At 42.1% G+C, this 16,688-nt stretch carries 13 protein-coding genes; 6 read left to right on the top strand and 7 right to left on the bottom strand.

Going from position 1 to position 16,688, the window contains the following annotated elements; genetic code table 11:
• Positions 1–323: 323 nt before the first annotated feature.
• From CQ839_RS07875 to CQ839_RS07860, 4 genes are read left to right on the top strand one after another with little or no spacing between them, the layout of a single operon-like run.
• Entirely contained in the window at positions 324–1,334 is a 1,011-nt protein-coding gene (locus CQ839_RS07875; RefSeq protein ID WP_258040658.1) for an iron ABC transporter permease, read from the top strand.
• Positions 1,331–2,368, top strand: a complete 1,038-nt coding sequence (locus CQ839_RS07870) for an iron ABC transporter permease (protein WP_103667725.1) — start codon at positions 1,331–1,333, stop codon at positions 2,366–2,368. Before CQ839_RS07875 ends, CQ839_RS07870 begins: the two co-directional genes overlap by 4 nt.
• The gene (locus CQ839_RS07865) at positions 2,368–3,177 is read left to right on the top strand and encodes an ABC transporter ATP-binding protein (RefSeq protein ID WP_103667724.1); all 810 of its coding nucleotides are present in this window, start codon (positions 2,368–2,370) and stop codon (positions 3,175–3,177) included. The genes CQ839_RS07870 and CQ839_RS07865 overlap by 1 nt, the downstream gene beginning before the upstream one ends.
• Before the next feature lie 19 nt (positions 3,178–3,196).
• On the top strand, positions 3,197–4,258 hold the full coding sequence (locus tag CQ839_RS07860) for an iron-siderophore ABC transporter substrate-binding protein (protein WP_103667783.1): 1,062 nt from the start codon (positions 3,197–3,199) through the stop codon (positions 4,256–4,258).
• Between the two features lie 110 nt (positions 4,259–4,368).
• Here CQ839_RS07860 and CQ839_RS07855 read toward each other — a convergent pair whose 3' ends face one another.
• Positions 4,369–4,572: a hypothetical protein gene (locus CQ839_RS07855; protein ID WP_103667723.1), complete on the bottom strand. Its 204-nt coding sequence runs from the start codon at positions 4,570–4,572 to the stop codon at positions 4,369–4,371.
• A 416-nt stretch (positions 4,573–4,988) separates the two neighbouring features.
• Between CQ839_RS07855 and CQ839_RS07850 the strand changes: the two genes are divergently transcribed.
• On the top strand, positions 4,989–6,596 hold the full coding sequence (locus CQ839_RS07850) for an iron uptake porin (protein ID WP_103667722.1): 1,608 nt from the start codon (positions 4,989–4,991) through the stop codon (positions 6,594–6,596).
• A 362-nt stretch (positions 6,597–6,958) separates the two neighbouring features.
• On the opposite strand, the gene CQ839_RS07845 is transcribed toward CQ839_RS07850, so the two are convergent.
• Together CQ839_RS07845 and CQ839_RS07840 are read right to left on the bottom strand one after the other, a co-directional pair.
• Positions 6,959–7,822 carry a 3'(2'),5'-bisphosphate nucleotidase CysQ gene (locus CQ839_RS07845; RefSeq protein ID WP_103667721.1) on the bottom strand — a complete coding sequence of 288 codons (864 nt, stop codon included), beginning with the start codon at positions 7,820–7,822 and terminating at the stop codon, positions 6,959–6,961.
• 109 nt (positions 7,823–7,931) lie between these two features.
• Positions 7,932–8,645 carry a bifunctional sterol desaturase/short chain dehydrogenase gene (locus tag CQ839_RS07840; protein WP_258040657.1) on the bottom strand — a complete coding sequence of 238 codons (714 nt, stop codon included), beginning with the start codon at positions 8,643–8,645 and terminating at the stop codon, positions 7,932–7,934.
• 190 nt (positions 8,646–8,835) lie between these two features.
• Here CQ839_RS07840 and CQ839_RS07835 point away from each other — a divergent pair, with 190 nt between their 5' ends.
• A complete protein-coding gene (locus CQ839_RS07835; protein WP_103667719.1) occupies positions 8,836–10,086 on the top strand; it encodes a CCA tRNA nucleotidyltransferase in 1,251 nt (416 codons plus the stop codon).
• Between the two features lie 171 nt (positions 10,087–10,257).
• Here CQ839_RS07835 and CQ839_RS07830 read toward each other — a convergent pair whose 3' ends face one another.
• The 4 genes from CQ839_RS07830 to CQ839_RS07815 all read right to left on the bottom strand — a co-directional run bounded on the left by CQ839_RS07830 (position 10,258) and on the right by CQ839_RS07815 (position 16,545).
• Complete coding sequence (locus CQ839_RS07830; protein ID WP_103667718.1) at positions 10,258–13,269, bottom strand: AAA family ATPase; 3,012 nt, start codon at positions 13,267–13,269, stop codon at positions 10,258–10,260.
• Positions 13,256–14,422, bottom strand: coding sequence for an exonuclease subunit SbcD (locus tag CQ839_RS07825; protein WP_103667782.1), 1,167 nt, complete (start codon positions 14,420–14,422; stop codon positions 13,256–13,258). Before CQ839_RS07825 ends, CQ839_RS07830 begins: the two co-directional genes overlap by 14 nt.
• A 290-nt stretch (positions 14,423–14,712) precedes the next feature.
• A complete protein-coding gene (locus CQ839_RS07820) occupies positions 14,713–15,822 on the bottom strand; it encodes a hypothetical protein (RefSeq protein WP_181016139.1) in 1,110 nt (369 codons plus the stop codon).
• A 111-nt stretch (positions 15,823–15,933) separates the two neighbouring features.
• On the bottom strand, positions 15,934–16,545 hold the full coding sequence (locus CQ839_RS07815) for a ribonuclease HII (RefSeq protein ID WP_103667716.1): 612 nt from the start codon (positions 16,543–16,545) through the stop codon (positions 15,934–15,936).
• Between the last annotated feature and the right edge of the window lie 143 nt (positions 16,546–16,688).

The following is a 16,688-nucleotide window of genomic DNA, read 5'->3' as shown; positions in this document are numbered from 1 at the left end:
ATGGGGGCTTGTATACAAATGTACGCAAACACCCATTCCATATTAAGAATAGATATCAATTATTCTTAGAACACCTCTAAGACTCTCAGCAATAGCTAATATATTTCTATAATTCATATAAACTATAGACAGAGCCTAAAGTAATATACTATTAGAGAAATTTATTAGAAAGTACTGTCAATAGTTAATTAAATTAATAGCAGTAATTTTGACTAATTGCAAGTTAATATCAATAATTAAGTGCTAGATTTACATAGTCTAGTTTTTACAGCAATACTGTCATTCCCCAACTTTGCTCAATGTCCTACCCCACTTTCTTGAGGATGTCTAAACAGCTAAAACCATCACCAATAGCGCTGATGTTAGGATTAGGACTAGGGGTGATCGCCTTAATAATTTGCCTAATCTATAGCGTTACTTTGGGAGCGCGTGAGATAGCCTTAGACTCTATCCTCAAATCTTTTACAGATTTTGATAGCTCCTTTGATCATCTGATCATCCAAACTGTAAGACTGCCGCGATCGCTAATTGCGATCGCGGTTGGTGCATCACTCTCTGTGTCAGGTGCATTGATGCAAGGCTTAACCCGTAATCCCTTAGCGGAAACTGGGATCTTAGGGATTAGTGCAGGTGGTGCATTAGCTGTCGTTGGAACCTTATTTATTGGGGGAAGTTCTTCCCTCACGGTTTATGCAGGAGCCGCCTTTGTGGGTGCAGCGATCGCCGCAGTGGTGGTGTATGGTTTAGCCTCGCTCGGCTCTGGAGGATTAACACCATTAAATCTCACCATTGCAGGAGCGGCAATCACCGCATTTATATCTTCCATTACTACTGCCATATTAATTGTCAGCCAACAAACCTTAGAAGAAATTCGATTTTGGTTAGCAGGTTCATTAGCTGGTAGAGATTTTGAGCTGTTTTTGAATTTATTTCCCTGCATGGTTTTGGGGATGCTCCTTGCGCTGCTGCTGGGTAGACAGATTACAACTATGAGTTTAGGTGAAGAAATTGCCACTAGTTTAGGTCAGCAAACCCTTTTAATTAAGCTCTTGACAGCCGCAAGTGTGGTTTTGTTAGCAGGAAGTTCGGTGGCGATCGCAGGGCCAATTGGATTTATTGGATTAGTTGTACCTCATGGAGTCCGTTTTTTTATCAGAACTGATTATCGCTGGATCCTTCCATACTCAGCTATTTTTGGTTCCATTCTCTTGTTGTTATCAGATATTGCTGCCAGAGTATTACTCAAGCCTCAAGAATTGCCAGTGGGAGTAATGACTGCACTGATTGGTGCGCCAGTATTTGTCTATCTTGTAAAATCCAAGGTCAGAAAATGAAATCCTTGCTAACAATTCGCAATCCAGTCGTCTCCTTGCAGGTGGATCGTCGTCTACCAGCGATCTTGACAATTTTGCTCGGACTTAGTTTTGTTTCCATTCTCTTGGATGTTGGGCAAGGTGAATATCCGATTGCGATCGCTGATATTATCAAAAGCTTGCTAGCAATTGATACAGGTAATCCCGATCATCTCTTCATCATTCATACCCTCAGATTGCCACGAACTTTAGTTGCTTTTATGGTGGGAATTACCCTTGCGATTTCGGGAACCATCTTTCAAGGCTTAACTCGCAATCCTCTCGCTGATCCCAGCATCATTGGTATCAATGCAGGCGCTAGTTTGGCAGCCGTTGCCACTATTGTCTTGTTTCCCGAAGTTCCGATATATGCCCTACCAATCTCTGCATTTATTGGTGCTTTGGCTATGGCAGCCATCATCTATAGCTTGGCGTGGAATGGTGGCAGTTCACCAATTTTATTGATTTTATTAGGGATTGGCTTGTCCGCGATCGCTAGTGCCTTCATCAGTTTATTGATTACCTTGGGTTCCATTGCTAATGTCAGCCAAGCCATAGTCTGGTTAGCAGGAAGTGTGTATGGACGCACATGGGAACAGTTTTTTGCATTTTTACCTTGGTGTCTTGGTGGTGTTCCCTTTGCTTTGGGGCTATCACGTCAGTTAAATGTGTTACACCTTGGCGATGATGTCGCTAAAGGATTGGGGAGTCGAGTGGAATGGCAACGCAGTCTGTTAGTGGTCGTGGCAGTGGCTCTGGCTGGAGCCGCAGTTGCCACCGCAGGCACGATTAGCTTTGTCGGATTGATGGCTCCCCATATCGGGCGCAAACTGATCGGTACAAATCATCAAAACCTTTTGCCTGTGGCTGCCCTAATTGGTGGATTTTTAGTCACGATCGCTGATTGGATCGGACGGGTTCTATTTGCCCCTATCGAGATTCCCTGTGGCGTGGTAGTTGCTGCGATCGGTGCGCCATTTTTTCTATTCCTACTCATTCACAATCGCCAACGTTAATGTTAGAACTTACTGCTCAAAAATTATCCTTAGCCTATGCAGGCAATACCATTATTCAGGATTTGACATTAGCAATTCCTACGGAAAAAATCACGGTATTAGTGGGCGCAAATGGCTGCGGCAAATCCACTTTGCTGAAAGGTCTTGGACGATTACTCAAACCTAAAAGTGGTGGAGTCTACCTCGATGGCAAATCAATTATGAAGCGATCATCTAAAGCTGTTGCTCAGCAGTTAGGATTATTACCGCAAAGTCCAGTTGCTCCCGAAGGCTTGACCATCCGCGATCTAGTTTCTCAAGGACGCTATCCTTATCAAAACTGGATGCAGCAATGGTCAACTCAGGATGAAAAGTTTGTTCAGCAAGCCATAGAAATGACAGACTTAATGGAACTATGCGATCATCCTCTTGATAATCTATCGGGTGGTCAGCGGCAGAGGGCATGGATTGCGATGGCACTTGCTCAAAACACGAAACTACTCCTCCTAGATGAGCCAACTACTTTTCTCGATCTCGCTCATCAAATTGAAATATTAGATCTGCTCCATCATCTCAATCAGCAACAAGGACGCACGATTGTGATGGTATTACATGATTTAAATCAGGCTTGTCGCTATGCTGACCATTTAGTGGCGATCAAAGCAGGACAAATCTTTGCATCAGGTAAGCCCCAAGAAGTGATTACTGAGGAGATTGTCCAAACTGTATTCAATTTGAAATGCCGTATTTATCCAGATCCAATCGCAGGTACTCCCATGTGTATTCCCATTGGAGCCAAGAATTCAGCAAGTTCTATCCAAAATTTTTGAGTATCTGTTTTTTACACCTATGAAACTAACGAAGTCGATTCAATGGGTAGTCTTGATGATCGTGATTACAGTTGCGATCGCATCCTGCCAAAGTACGCCCAGCTATATGCGTGGTGACTCGATCCAAGCTGCTAATTCTCTGCGGACTGACTGTCGTGACATTGAGCATGTGATGGGAAAGACCAAAGTATGTGGTCAGCCTCAAAGGATTGTCGTACTTGGCCCCTATCTTCTAGAGCCTTTACTTGCGCTCAATGTCCAAGCGGTTGCCTTTGCTGATCAGGGATCCTTTCACCGACATGACTATACTGATCCTAGTAAACAGATTCCCTATATAGGATTGCGGATTACACAACCGATGGTAAATGTCGGGCTAGTTTATGCTCCCTCCATCGAAGCGATTCTTAAAGTCCAACCAGATTTGATTTTGGGACTTGATATTAACAATACTAGACAATATGCTACCTTGGCGAGGATCGCCCCAACATTGATTTTAAAGTGGACTGAGCCAGATATGAATCTCAAGGCGATCGCAAAAGCTGTAAATCGTTCTGATCAAGCCGAGCAAATTTTAAAAGAAAAGCAACAGCAAATTGCTACAGCCCGTCAAGTCTTTTCCTCAGTTGTAAAGACTTCCCCAAATTTGCTGTTACTGAGTTCTAGTGATTTAAAAGAGATTTTTTTAGTTACCAATAAACATGGTCTTTGTAGCTCTTTACCCCAAGATTTAGGATTTGAACTGGTATCTCCACCCCAACTTCCCCGCAATCCGAAAGCACCTTTTGTTCCGATTTCATTAGAAACACTTCCTCAACTCGGTCAGGCTGATATGGTGATTTTCCTCGGAAATAACTTTAGTAAACCGAACCAGTTAAAGCAAGCAAGCAATTTTGAAGATTCGCAACTTGCTAATCTCAAGCAAGCTTGGTCAAAGAGTGCGATCGCGCAGTCTCTTAATGTTAGCAAGTCTGGAAAGGTCTATTTCATTCCTACCTATATTTGCCTAGGTTTACCAGGCTCTATTGGTGCTGATCTCTATCTAAATGAACTAAAAAAACAGATATTACCAACCAGTGAATAGCATGAATTGAAAGGGGTAATATGTTACATCCTTGTGAAGGTGGGGATATCCATTGAAGTAGTCAATTGGAATTGTTTGGTGATGATAAATTTAGCGGTTTGCAATCTGACTTAAAAACTTGATTGATTTAATTTCCAATGCAAATATTCTTGGATTGTCGGAAAATACTGCATAACCGCATCTAAACCACCTGGCCTATCATTTAGATAAGCTTCTAAATAATCAGCATCATTTTTGCGTGGCAGGATTCCAGCATTGCGATCGCGCAAACCTTCTCGATAATGAGTCTCTCTAATACGGGTACGACCAAACATAATACTAAATCTCTTTTGGCTTGCAATTACATACTTGAATCCTTTGTATTGTATAAAAAATTACAAAAAACATCTGATTTCTGTGAGTTTAGAAACAATAATTATAAGTCATGTAAAAAAAGTGAAAAATAGCTTAGGTGTTAAAAGAGATGGGGAAATTACTATATCTATCACCACATCTTGTATGATAATGATTATCATTCTTGGTGGATGCAATCAGTAAAATATAATTATTGACACAAAAGCTGATTGCGGCAGACATAACAGAGATATTATTGACAGTAATAATCATATATTTGCATTAAAACTCAGTTTATTGTAAGAATTGAAGCTCTATATCTGTTTAAAATATTTCTCTAAGTAATGAGATAAATTACTATTAAGTTTCACAAATATGTCAAGTGAGGAGTTACTCAATGTCGAAAATTTGGTTTGAACAAGTACAAAATTCTTTGGTTGGCGCGATCGCCTTTTCTGCGATCGGAGTATTTCCCAGCAACATGTTTAGCGTATCGGCTCAGTCATTACCACCTACAAAAGATGTCTTAACGCAAAATGTCACATCAGTCTCACAACTTAGTGATGTACGTCCAACTGATTGGGCTTTTACCGCCTTGCAGTCTCTTGTTGAGCGCTACGGATGTATCGCAGGTTACCCCGATAGCACCTTTCGTGGAAAGCAAGCCACCAGTCGCTATGAATTTGCCGCAGGTTTAAATGCTTGTCTCGACAAAATCAACGAAATTATTTCCGCAGGGTTAGCCGATAAGGTTAGCAAAGAAGACCTTGCCACATTACAGAAATTGCAAGAAGAATTTGCTGCCGAACTTGCCACTTTGCGTGGTCGTGTCGATGCCCTTGATGCTAAAACTGCCAAACTTGAAGCACAGCAATTTTCAACTACGACTAAGCTCACAGGTCAAGTGATCGCGGCTGTCTCTGCGGGAAGCTCAGGGACTGATTTTCTGCTGGACTCAACTGGTGCGCCTACAACTAATGCTGGGAAAGTGAATGCAACTGTGATCAGCCGCGTGCGACTGAATTTCAACACCAGTTTCACGGGCGAAGATTTGTTGTTAACGCGGATCGAACTTGGCAATGGCGGCACAGGGCTTAATAATCAGCTAGATCCTACTGCAAGCTTATTAGGTTTCACAGGATTTGGAAACAGTTCTAGATTTGATTACAGCGGTGTTGGCACAAACGCAACATTAAATCGATTGCGTTACGATTTCCCGATTGGCAAAGATATCCGTGCTTCGATTGGGACAAATATGTCGTTGAATGATCATCTTGATGCCAATAGCTTTGCTAATGACGAGTCAGCCGATTTCTCTAGCGGCATGTTTATCAATAATCCATTGATTTTGCCCGTAAATGATGGTGCTGGTGCTGCGATCGCATGGAACTTTGGTGGTAGTGCTTTTACCCTGAGAGCAGGTTATGTTGCCCAGAATGCTAATAGTCCTACGACCGATGGAACTATCAATCGAGGCTTATTTGGTGATCCTTACCAAGGTACGGTTGAGCTAGAATTTGCGCCGAAAAATGCGAATGATGAGAGTCCGTTTGCAATCCGCTTGCAATATACTCGTGCTTCAGTAAATAATCTTGACTACAATACGGGCGGCGTAAACCTTGAGTGGGCTTTCAATAAATCTGTGGCGCTTTTTGGGCGCTATGGATTTGGCAATATCAGCAATCGTAGCAATGCAATTTCCGCAGCACTCCCCAGCTACACGGTTTCAGGTAATACTTCTCTAAGTCCTCAAACTTGGTCTGCGGGTTTCGCGTTCCCTGATTTGTTTAAGGAAGGTGCAATGGCTGCGATCGCAGTTGGACAACCTTTCATTGAGAGCAATGTGGGCAATGCCACTCAAACCAATGTGGAGTTGTTCTATCGCTTCCCTATCTCTGACAATATCAGCATCACTCCTGATTTGCAGTTGATCTTCAATCCTAATAACAACAGTGGCAATAGCACTATCACTGTGGGTACATTGAGAACTGTATTTTCATTCTAATTTACAGATACTCTCTTCCCCGTAATACTAATTCACAAAAGCATCTGCCCTGCAATAAATTGCGGGCTAAAAGCTTAAACCTGTTGAAACAGGTTGGTTTGAAGCTTTATTTAGTCAGTTTTAACTGACTTGAGCTTTGAGCCAAGAACTTTAGTTCTTGGTTGATTTGCGTAAGTCCTAATTATAAAAATCGGTTGTTTGAGAGTCCGCCGTTGGCGGGCTCTCAAACAACCGATTTTGGTATTTCCACTGCCTTCGGCGCTGGAAATACCAAAATCAGTTTCATAATGAGAATTGCTGTTCTTGTAGGGGCTATGCCCCTGTGCCAGCCCCGATCCTGAATTCCTTCCACGGAACTTCAATTAATATGCGTTAGCTTCCTTTTTACCTAGCTCTTGGGAAATTATCTCAAGATATTCATCGATAAATTTTGACCAGCCAATCACGATTAATTGATTGTGAGTCAGCTTTTCAGGATCAATATCATCGTATCCAAATCCAATTTCGCGACCTTCGAGATCACAACAAATTAACCCTGCCGCCTTCGCGATCGCTAGGGGCCCAACCGTATCCCAAAGCTTAACACGGCGATTGAGGTATATATATGCACTTGCCCGACCTTGGACAACTTCCATTACCTTTAAGCCAAAACTACCGAGACTATAAAACTCGACATTGGGAATAGCAGCACGAATTGCATCGCCATAGGCGAGATCATCTTTTTTGCTCACAATTATGCGATCGCAACTTGCGCCAATTGGTTCATGGGGATATAAAACCTCAGGGACATTTCCATTCGTAGCGATAAATAAACCATTGATTGCAGTTCCGCCAAAATATAAGCGATCGCTTTTGGGTGCATATACCCAGCCGAGAACTGGCTGAAATGACTCTAAAACACCGACCATAACTGAATAGAATTCACGCCCATGAATGAAGTCATCAGTGCCATCAATGGGATCGATAAACCAGAATTTCTGATTAACTTTTGATTTTTGTTGCCAGAGTTCTAGCGATCGCTGGTTCTCTTCGCTAATTACTCCATCATTGGGAAACCACGCCTGAAAACGTTGACTTAAGAGGTGATCAAGTTCGCGATCGACATTTGTTACATAATCATCAAAACCTTTTTCATCCACTTGAAAACCCAACTCTCTCAAATGAATTGCCTTTTGACCGATTTCACGAATAAACTGACAAATTTCTGTTTGTAATGCAGGATTCATAATAACTAAAGAGAATAAACTTAAGTAACTTTTTGAAATTTATGGGATTTTTGGATAGATATGGTGTGGGCTTTGCCCACATCATATCTATCCACTGCATGAGTTCTAGCTATTTGAGAGAACGAGAAAATGCGCGAAAGTATAGCGATCGCCAAAATTCTTTAAGCGGATAAGCAATAAACGTAATCGGATTAATCGTAACAATAATATCGCGGAGACCAAGGTTCGCTAAAGCGACGATCGCCCAAGCCACAAAATCTGCTGACATGACCCCATAGGGGTTGAGATCACTTTTGAAGGGGCCTAAAATTAGTTTGCGGATTTTGCAAGGGGAATCAAGGCGGCGTAAGGTCACCAAATCTCCGATCGCACGTTTTGAGAGTTCGTACAATGGACTGAAGGCAGGATTGACTTCAGCCTCGGAAGTATTTACCCAAACTTCTTTGCTGCTAATTGCTTGAGCATCAGTTACAGTTTCTAAGAATAAATCGATCCAACGAAAAACAGAAAAGGTATTGACTTCGTAGGATTTATAAATTGATATAGAGTCTCTTACTCCTAAAACATTTACACCGTGATTAAGAATGAGAATATCGACTTGTTGTAAGCGATCGCGTAGTTCTGTTTCATGCCCTAGTTGCCAAGTCAAAACTTCAACTGCTTGATTGTGCTGATTATCGCTGTCTGCAATTTGAAAATTAGGATTAGGCGAAGTTGTTAGTGCAATAACCCTTGCTCCTTGCTTAGAAAGCTCTGTGGCTAATGCTCTGCCCATTGTGCCTGAAGCGCCTGTAATCGCAATGCTTTTATCTTTAAGTGACAAGGCTGAACCCAAAACCCTACTTAACAAGTGTAACCGTACTACAGCGCTTTGCGCTCAAATCCGAACCAACAAATTTTTGAAAGTGTTGCAAAGCAACACTTTCAAAAATTTGTTGTGGTTCGTTTGACGTTGATCGTATAACATATCTTAAGTAGCCAAAACCTTTAAAAAAGTGGACTATAAATAGATTTTGCAACAGTTCCCATTTGATTTTAATGATTTACCAACTCCTGCTTATTTGGTGGGTGGATGGGTACGCGATCGCATACTAAATCGTCAAGGTAAATATCTTGATCTAGATTTTGTTTTGCCAGAGAAAGCAGTTGAAATAGCTAATGCGATCGCCCGTAAGTATAAAGCAGGATTTGTGATTTTAGACGCAGAGCGTCAAATTGCGCGAGTTGTTTTTAAAAATGGAACGGCGGATTTTGCTCAACAAATGGGGCGTAGTTTAGAAGCAGATTTAGGGCGGCGCGACTTTTGTATGAATGCGATCGCCTTAGAATGTCATCAATTAATTGGTAATCGGTCATTGGGTATTGGCGATGGATTGTCGGTGGGAGAAGATTTTATTGATCCTTTTGATGGAATTGGTGATTTAAAAGCCAAGCGAATTAGGATGGTTGCGCCTGAGAATTTGGCGGATGATCCTTTGCGGATTTTGCGGGGATATCGACAAGCGGCTCAGTTAGGCTTTGAAATTGAAAGTTTGACTCGGCAAGTTTTGATTAAATTTGCGCCCAAGTTAAAGTCTATGGCGGCTGAAAGAGTACGGACAGAACTAGGTTATTTGCTATCAATCTCGAATGGTAGTCAAGGAATGATGGCTGCTATCGGCGATCGCATTTTAGAGGATTGGTTGCCAAGCCAACATTTGAATCTAGAACGATTTGCCAAAATTGAGCATGTGATTTTGAGCTTAACAGTCAAATTCCCGAATCTAGAATCATTTTTTAGTAAGCAATTATCAGGCGATCGCTATGCTCTCGTGGTTATCAAATTAGCTGCATTAACCAATAGCGCGACAGCCTTGGAATCTCTTGGATTAAGCCGTGCCGAGCAGCGCTGGCTCATCGGGATTCTGCGTTATCTGCCTCAATTCATCAAGCTTTTAGAGCAAGCTTCACTCAAAGAGCAATATAAATTTTTTCAGCCAACTTTGGAATTTTTTCCTGCGATCGCGGCTTTGGCTATAGCTAGTGATTTTGACCAAGATGCGATCGCACCTTGGTTGGAGCGCTGGCTCAATCCTCAAGATGCGATCGCTTATCCTGTAGCGTTAATTACTGGCGATGATTTGCGAAAAGAATTGGGAATTGCGCCTAGTCCTAAAATTGGCGAACTATTAGAAATTGTGAAAATCGCTCAAGTCGAAGGCAAGATTTCATCAAAACAAGAAGCGATCGCTTTTGTGGAAGCCCTGCACTCAAGTGCGGGCTAAAAGCTAAAACCCGTTGAAACGGGTTACGGAAAAGTATTCTTCAGTCCACTTCAGTGGACTTGAGCTTTTAGCCCGCACTTGAGTGCAGGGCTATTGTCTCACCAATACGGAAAAGTATTCTTCAGTCCACTTCAGTGGACTTGAGCTTTTAGCCCGCACTTGAGTGCAGGGCTATTGTCTCACCAATTCAGAACCGTTTATAGATTTACGAACATGGATTTGCGTGGGTAATCTCTCGGCTAACGATTGAATATGGGTAATTACACCGATGAGACGATCCTGTTGGCGCAAGGATTCGAGGATTTGAGTGACAGATTCGAGGGTTTCGCTATCGAGCGTACCAAAGCCTTCATCTAAGAAGAGGCTACCTAGTTCAATTCCCATTGATAATTTTTCTGATAAAGCTAGAGCCATTGATAGCGAAGCAGCAAAGGTTTCACCACCTGAGAGAGTGCGAATACGACGTTTTTCGCCACCATTCCAGTTGTCAGACACCCAATAATCGCCACTTTCGATTTGGAGAATATAACGATCTTCAGAAAGCTGTTGCAATAGAACTGAAGCGCGGTTGGCGAGTTCCTGTTGCAGACTATCGAGAATATATTCTTGGAACTTGTTGGATTGCAGATCTTGGGAGAGAGTATGATAAATCTGCTCTTGAGCCTGTAGAGCAACCTTTCGCTCTTCTAAATCTTGTGATTCCTGCCGCCTTTGCTGCGCTTGTTCTAGCCATGCTTTGATCGAAGCACGATTTTCACTAGCTAGTTGGAGATCCTGTTCTATTTGTTGTAAATCTGCGCGAAGATTTGCGATCGCAATTTCATCAGTATGTTGATCTGCGATCGCCTCCGCAAACATTTGCTGACGAGTAGTTAAATCCTGTTCTTGGCGTTGATAGGTTTCAATTTCTTTTTGCCATGACTCCATTTGCGATCGCGTAGTTTGAGCAGCCAGAAATTCTGATTCAGTAAAGTTGATAGATTGTAGTTCATTGAGCCAGTTTGTCTCTTGTTGAGTGCGTTCAGCAATTGCGATATCATGATTTTCTTGAGCTTTTGTGGCAGCTTCTTCGCGTTTTACAAAGTTTTCACGAGCTTTTTGATAGGATTTTTCGATAGCTTGGAGGCGATCGCTTAGTTCAGATTTTGCTTGCAAGATACTTTGACGCAATGACTCATAACTTTTGCCTGCGGTAATTTCTTGCAACCGTTGCGAAATTTCTTGTAGTTGGGATTGACGATGCGCTCTCTCTTGTTCAGCTTTTTGAAATTCTGTTTGAGCTAATTGTCGGTTTTCTTGATTGATATTTAGCTTGCTTTCAGCATTGCGACAAGCGATCGCAATTTCTTTTTGCTCGTTAATCAGTTTTTGATAGGCTAATTCTTGTCTCTCTAATTCTTGGCGATCGCGGAGAATATCTGCGGCTGTCCATGCAGTTTGGAGAATGCGATCGATCTGTTCTTGGAATTTTGCAACCTCAGTTTCTAACTCTGCAATTTCCTGAGTTTGGATTTGCAGTTGTAGTTGCGATGTCTCTAAATTCGCCTCCAGCTTTGCCCTGTCTTCACGCAGTTTTGCTAACTGTCTCTCGTTGACATCTCGCTGTTTTTTGAGTACATCTGTATCGATTAGTTCCATTTTGAGAAGCTCTGGCAATCCCTCTATAACATAAAGATTATTACAAACGGGGCAGTTGTCACCATCATGGAGTTCAGCACGCAAAGCACTGACATGACTACTTTGTAAGGCTTGTAAATTTGAAGCTTCGGCTTTTGTCAGGGCGATATTTGCAGTTTGAAATTCATTTTCAGCCTTCGAGATCGTTTGTTTCGATTTCTCTAATTGCTGCGTGAGGTTACTGCTTTCCGTTTGTAATTGTGTAGATTTTTGCTTTAGCTTCACAAGCCCATCTTGCAACATTTGCTGCTGAGCAAGCGGCTCGGCAACTTGGCGCAGACTTTCGAGACGCTGAGGATCGTTATGGGAATTAGCGATCGCAGTTGCAATTTTTTGTAATTGCTGAGTAGAATTCTGCAATTCTAGTTCAGCTTGTTTTGTTGCCTTTGTTGCTTTTTCAAGCTGTTGCGATCGCTCTAGAGCATTCTTATGAGCACGTTCTAGCTCGGCAATGCATTGCTGTTGTTGCGTATGCAGAGCTTCCGCTAGAGCAAGGCTACGTTCTTGAGATTCTATATGGCTTTGAGCTTCAATTTGGTTGGTGCGAGATTGCTCCAAAATTTGTTGTTGCTTTTCAAGATCAAACTTAGCTATTTCTAACTGTTTATTGGCAGTTGTCAGATCGGCGATCGCATTTTCTACGCGCTTGCGAGTAGTTTGCAAAATTGTCCAAGTTCCTACAATCGAGTTAGCTAACTGAGCATTACGGAATTTAACTTCTAAATCTTGGACTTTTGGAGCATCTTGCTGAAGCTGCTCTAATTTTACTGAAAGTTGGCTATATTGCTGAATTTGAGTAAACAATCTTTCTTCGGATTCTAACAGCTTGCGGCTATTTTTCGCTTTGATATCCAATTCAGGAATCGCAACTTCAAGATTTTCTAATTCTGTTTGTTGAGCATTCACCTCTTCAATAGTTGGCGCTTGCATCCCTTCAAGGACTTTATCTAAACCTTCACGCTCAGCTTTAAAACGACTAGTGCGATCGCTTGCTTCTTTCCGCATTTGCTCGAATATTTGAAATCCTGCCAATTGCCGCAAAATCTCGCGACGTTTGCCAGCTTCACCCTTGAGAAATTCATCAAACTGCCCTTGCGGCAAAATGATTACACGGGTAAAGGTCTCGAAATCCATGCCAATGATTTCTTCCACCTTTTGCGTGGCACATCTTTCCCATTCTTCTCCTACTAATTCATCTAGCAGAAAGTTCTTTATGTCAGTTTTACCTCGATTGCGCCATGTTCGCACCACTCTATATTCAGTCTGCCGCATTACAAACCGAAATTCTACTTTTAATTGTGTTGCCCCTTGGCTAACTAGTTCTCTCGATGAATTGGGCTTTTGAGCCACTTTGTCATAAAGTGCAAAGGTAATTGCATCCAATAGCGAAGTTTTCCCCGCCCCCGTAGCGCCTGTAATCGCAAATAAATCGAGGCTAGAAAAATCTAGTGTTTGACGAGTGCGAAAACTGGTAAATCCTTCGACAATTAACTCAATTGGACGCATCACTCAACTCCATATATAACTCTTTAAATGCATTAATCACATCAGGCGACAAGTTCTTTTCCCGATCGCTATAAAATTTTTGAAACTCAGCGATCGCATCAAAGCGATCATAATCTTTAGGTTCTGGAACCTGTACTGATTCATTCACGATTAACTTTGGCTCCACCATTACCGCTTGAGGACAGACTTTTCGCACCCGATCCGCGAGTCCGATGGGCGGCGTATCGACAGCGATCGCAAATTTCAAATAGCCAACATAATCACGATGCAATTCTAATTGCTCATCAAGCTGATCGATATGACATTCCACTCTTTTAAGTGGCTTTTGGCAAGCAAGGGGCTGAAATTGCACTTTCGCAGGTCTACCCACTTCCACTTCAATCAAATTAAAGCCCTTCTCTTCACCCACTTCGCCAAAATCTACTTGAATTAATGATCCTGCATAATAGGTCGGTGCAGCATTGGCAATCTGTTGAGGACGATGGATATGACCTAAGCCTACATACTGACATTCTGAAGGGATTGATTGTCCAGACAGGCTATAGACAGCACCGCTATAAAAGGCAGCCTCTGAGCCTGTAAACTTCGCGCCATCAACGGTCATATGTGCCATCATCACATTCACGGCATCAGTTTTAAATGCAGTAGCCAGATCTTGCAAAACATAGGTTACTAAGGTTTTATAATCATTGCGTTGCTCAACAGCATCCTTGTTCCAAATATCCTCGGCAGCTAATAAACGCCGCTCTGAAGCAAAAGGCATTGCGCCAACACATAACTTTCCATTAGCAGTATCAATACTAACCACGCCCCCTTCTTCGGCAATTCTTGGTCTACCTAAAGCCCTCACTCCTGCAAGAGATAGTAAATGCGCGAGACTATCAATCCGATTTGCCGAATCATGATTTCCTGCGATCGCAACTGAAGGAATACTTAACTGATTAAGCTTATAAAAAAATTCATAGGCAATACGTTCTGACTCAGTCGTAGGATTCGGCACATCAAAAATATCCCCCGCTACGAGTACGGCATCAACTTCAAATTCCTGAGCATATTTGAGAATTTCTTCCAATGCTAAGGCAATCTCAGGAGTGCGATCGACTCCCTTTAATTTTCTACCCAAATGCCAATCAGAGGTATGAATTAAACGCATATTTTGGGTTTTACCCATCAGAACAACTTAATAAAGCAATATTTTTAGAAACTATTTAAGAATTGTCTAGATCCCCCCCAGCCCCCCTTAAAAAGGGGGGAGAATTTTCTTCTTCCCCCTTTTTAAGGGGGATTGAGGGGGATCTCTTAGGAGCTTTAGCCGCAGAAAGTAATTCCTAAATGGTTTCTAAGAACGTAAAACGTTCAGAGAATATTGCTTTATAGATGAGAAATAGCATAAACATGGTGATTAGGCAACTTAAGGAATTCTGTAGCGCAAGCCATATCCAATCATTTCACCAATGTTAGCGACTTTAACACTTGCAAATAGACTCCCATTCCTACAGGTTCACAACGCTTAAGCCCACCATTTGCACTACTATCTGGAATACTTCCACCTGAGATGAGTGCTGGATTTCCCTTCAGCACTAAAAAGCTCGAAATACTCCTGATGCTACTGTCACGAGCATTATCTGTATAAACTACCACTGAGCCAAATTCCGTCTGGACTTCATTTGCTCTTTGCAATCCTCGTGAGCCAGAGCTAGAGGAGCTGATACTAATACAGGTATTGTTTTCTCCTTGATAGGCGATCGTGTAACCAGAGTCGTCATCACCATTGGCATATTTGTTCGCTTCTCCCTTGGCATAAACTAAGCGAAACCCTTCTGGAATAAAATTTGGCGCAACAATTGGGCTTGGCAATTGCAGAAGTAATGCCTTTTGTTCTGAAGTCAATAAATTCCCAGTTTCTTTCTTTGACTGACTTCCAGTTGAAGTAGAGATAGTATAATTAGGCTCGGTTTCAAAAAACTCGCCAGTACTATTCAAACAATTCATTAGTGATTCAGAATATTTCTCTCCACTATCTTTTTGAAAGAAATTATATTCAGAGGGAGAACCACCATCTAGCGATATCGAGAGATTCTCACCATTCTGACTTAAAGTTACAGTTCTTCCATATTTTTTCCAGCCATCCGCAACAAAATAATCCTTTTTCGCAGATAAGGAGCCAGTAGTCTCGCCAACTGTGACAGCATAGCGCCCAGATGGCATAGAAACACCTTGATAACAGATACGGCTTCCCTGCTTTGCGATCGTAATGTATCTGGAGCCTGAATTGTATACACCTGTGATTAGAGATACTTGCTTAGCTGACGATCTCTCATCGGTTGCATCTGCTTTTATCACGGCTTGTTGATCATTTGTAGCTGCTTTTGTTTGAGATTCAGGTAGATTTTTAGTTGTTTCTGCCTGAGTCGTGGCTATACCTGCATTAACAGCAGGCTGTTGGGCGCAAGCAGTGACTTGAACAATGACATTAAGCAAGATAAATGGAATACATAGTTGCGATCGCATTGACTCTACTCCTATCAAATAAAGAATAAACCAAGAACTCAAGTTCTTGGCTAAAAGCTCAAGTCTACTGAAGTGGACTACAGAATACTTTTAATTAACCCGTTTCAACGGGTTTGAGCTTTTAGCCCGTGCTTGAGTGCAGGGCTTTGTAAGTCATAATTTTATTTTAAAGGTTTTACGATGGAGATCACTATAGCCAAGTTGCGCGATTGCTTCTCGATGTTTAGGCGTGCCATAGCCCTTATTTGTGGCTAGATCATAGCCTGTATATATTTCTGCTAGTTCTACTATCCTGCGATCGCGCCATACCTTTGCGACAATACTTGCCGCCGCAATTGAAATTGATAGAGAATCCCCCTTAATCACTGTAGTTTGCGGAATCGGCGTAATTAGCTTAAATCGTAAAAGTTGATTGCCATCAATGAGGCAATGCTTGGGTTGAGGACTTAGCTTTGCGATCGCCCTCTCCATCGCTAGTAAACTCGCTGCGAGAATATTCATTTCATCGATTTCATCAACCGTTGCTGTGCCAATTTCACAGGCGATCGCAACTTCACGAATGATCAGATCTAATTTTTCGCGACGTTGGGGTGACAACTTTTTGCTGTCAGTCACGCCTAGCTCTTCTAAAGAAGCAAATTTATCAATTGGCAAAATCACTGCGGCCGCCACAACTTCGCCAAAAAGACAACCCCTCCCAACTTCGTCAACTCCTGCTACAGGATAATTTGCAATTTCTAGCGATCGGATGTCTTCTTGATTCATGAAACTGATTCATCTTTTGGTATATAGCTGTCGCCATTCTTGTTAGGACATAAAACCCAAATAGTGTGAGGCGGCGCGAAGCGCCGCCTCACACTATTTGGGTTTTGATTTGTTCTGATACAGGTGGCTATAGCTATATGTTA

This window comes from Pseudanabaena sp. BC1403, from assembly GCF_002914585.1.
Taxonomy (GTDB): domain Bacteria; phylum Cyanobacteriota; class Cyanobacteriia; order Pseudanabaenales; family Pseudanabaenaceae; genus Pseudanabaena.
The sequence above is the reverse complement of the archived record's forward strand: the minus strand, read 5'-3'. Positions and strand labels throughout refer to the sequence as shown.

Bases quoted from the DNA above. Each gene is read 5' to 3' on its own strand.
- CQ839_RS07875 (WP_258040658.1), top strand. From the start codon at position 324: ATGTCTAAACAGCTAAAACCATCACCAATAGCGCTGATGTTAGGATTA.
- CQ839_RS07870 (WP_103667725.1), top strand. From the start codon at position 1,331: ATGAAATCCTTGCTAACAATTCGCAATCCAGTCGTCTCCTTGCAGGTG.
- CQ839_RS07865 (WP_103667724.1), top strand. From the start codon at position 2,368: ATGTTAGAACTTACTGCTCAAAAATTATCCTTAGCCTATGCAGGCAAT.
- CQ839_RS07860 (WP_103667783.1), top strand. From the start codon at position 3,197: ATGAAACTAACGAAGTCGATTCAATGGGTAGTCTTGATGATCGTGATT.
- CQ839_RS07855 (WP_103667723.1), bottom strand. From the start codon at position 4,572: ATGTTTGGTCGTACCCGTATTAGAGAGACTCATTATCGAGAAGGTTTG.
- CQ839_RS07850 (WP_103667722.1), top strand. From the start codon at position 4,989: ATGTCGAAAATTTGGTTTGAACAAGTACAAAATTCTTTGGTTGGCGCG.
- CQ839_RS07845 (WP_103667721.1), bottom strand. From the start codon at position 7,822: ATGAATCCTGCATTACAAACAGAAATTTGTCAGTTTATTCGTGAAATC.
- CQ839_RS07830 (WP_103667718.1), bottom strand. From the start codon at position 13,269: ATGCGTCCAATTGAGTTAATTGTCGAAGGATTTACCAGTTTTCGCACT.
- CQ839_RS07825 (WP_103667782.1), bottom strand. From the start codon at position 14,422: ATGCGTTTAATTCATACCTCTGATTGGCATTTGGGTAGAAAATTAAAG.
- CQ839_RS07815 (WP_103667716.1), bottom strand. From the start codon at position 16,545: ATGAATCAAGAAGACATCCGATCGCTAGAAATTGCAAATTATCCTGTA.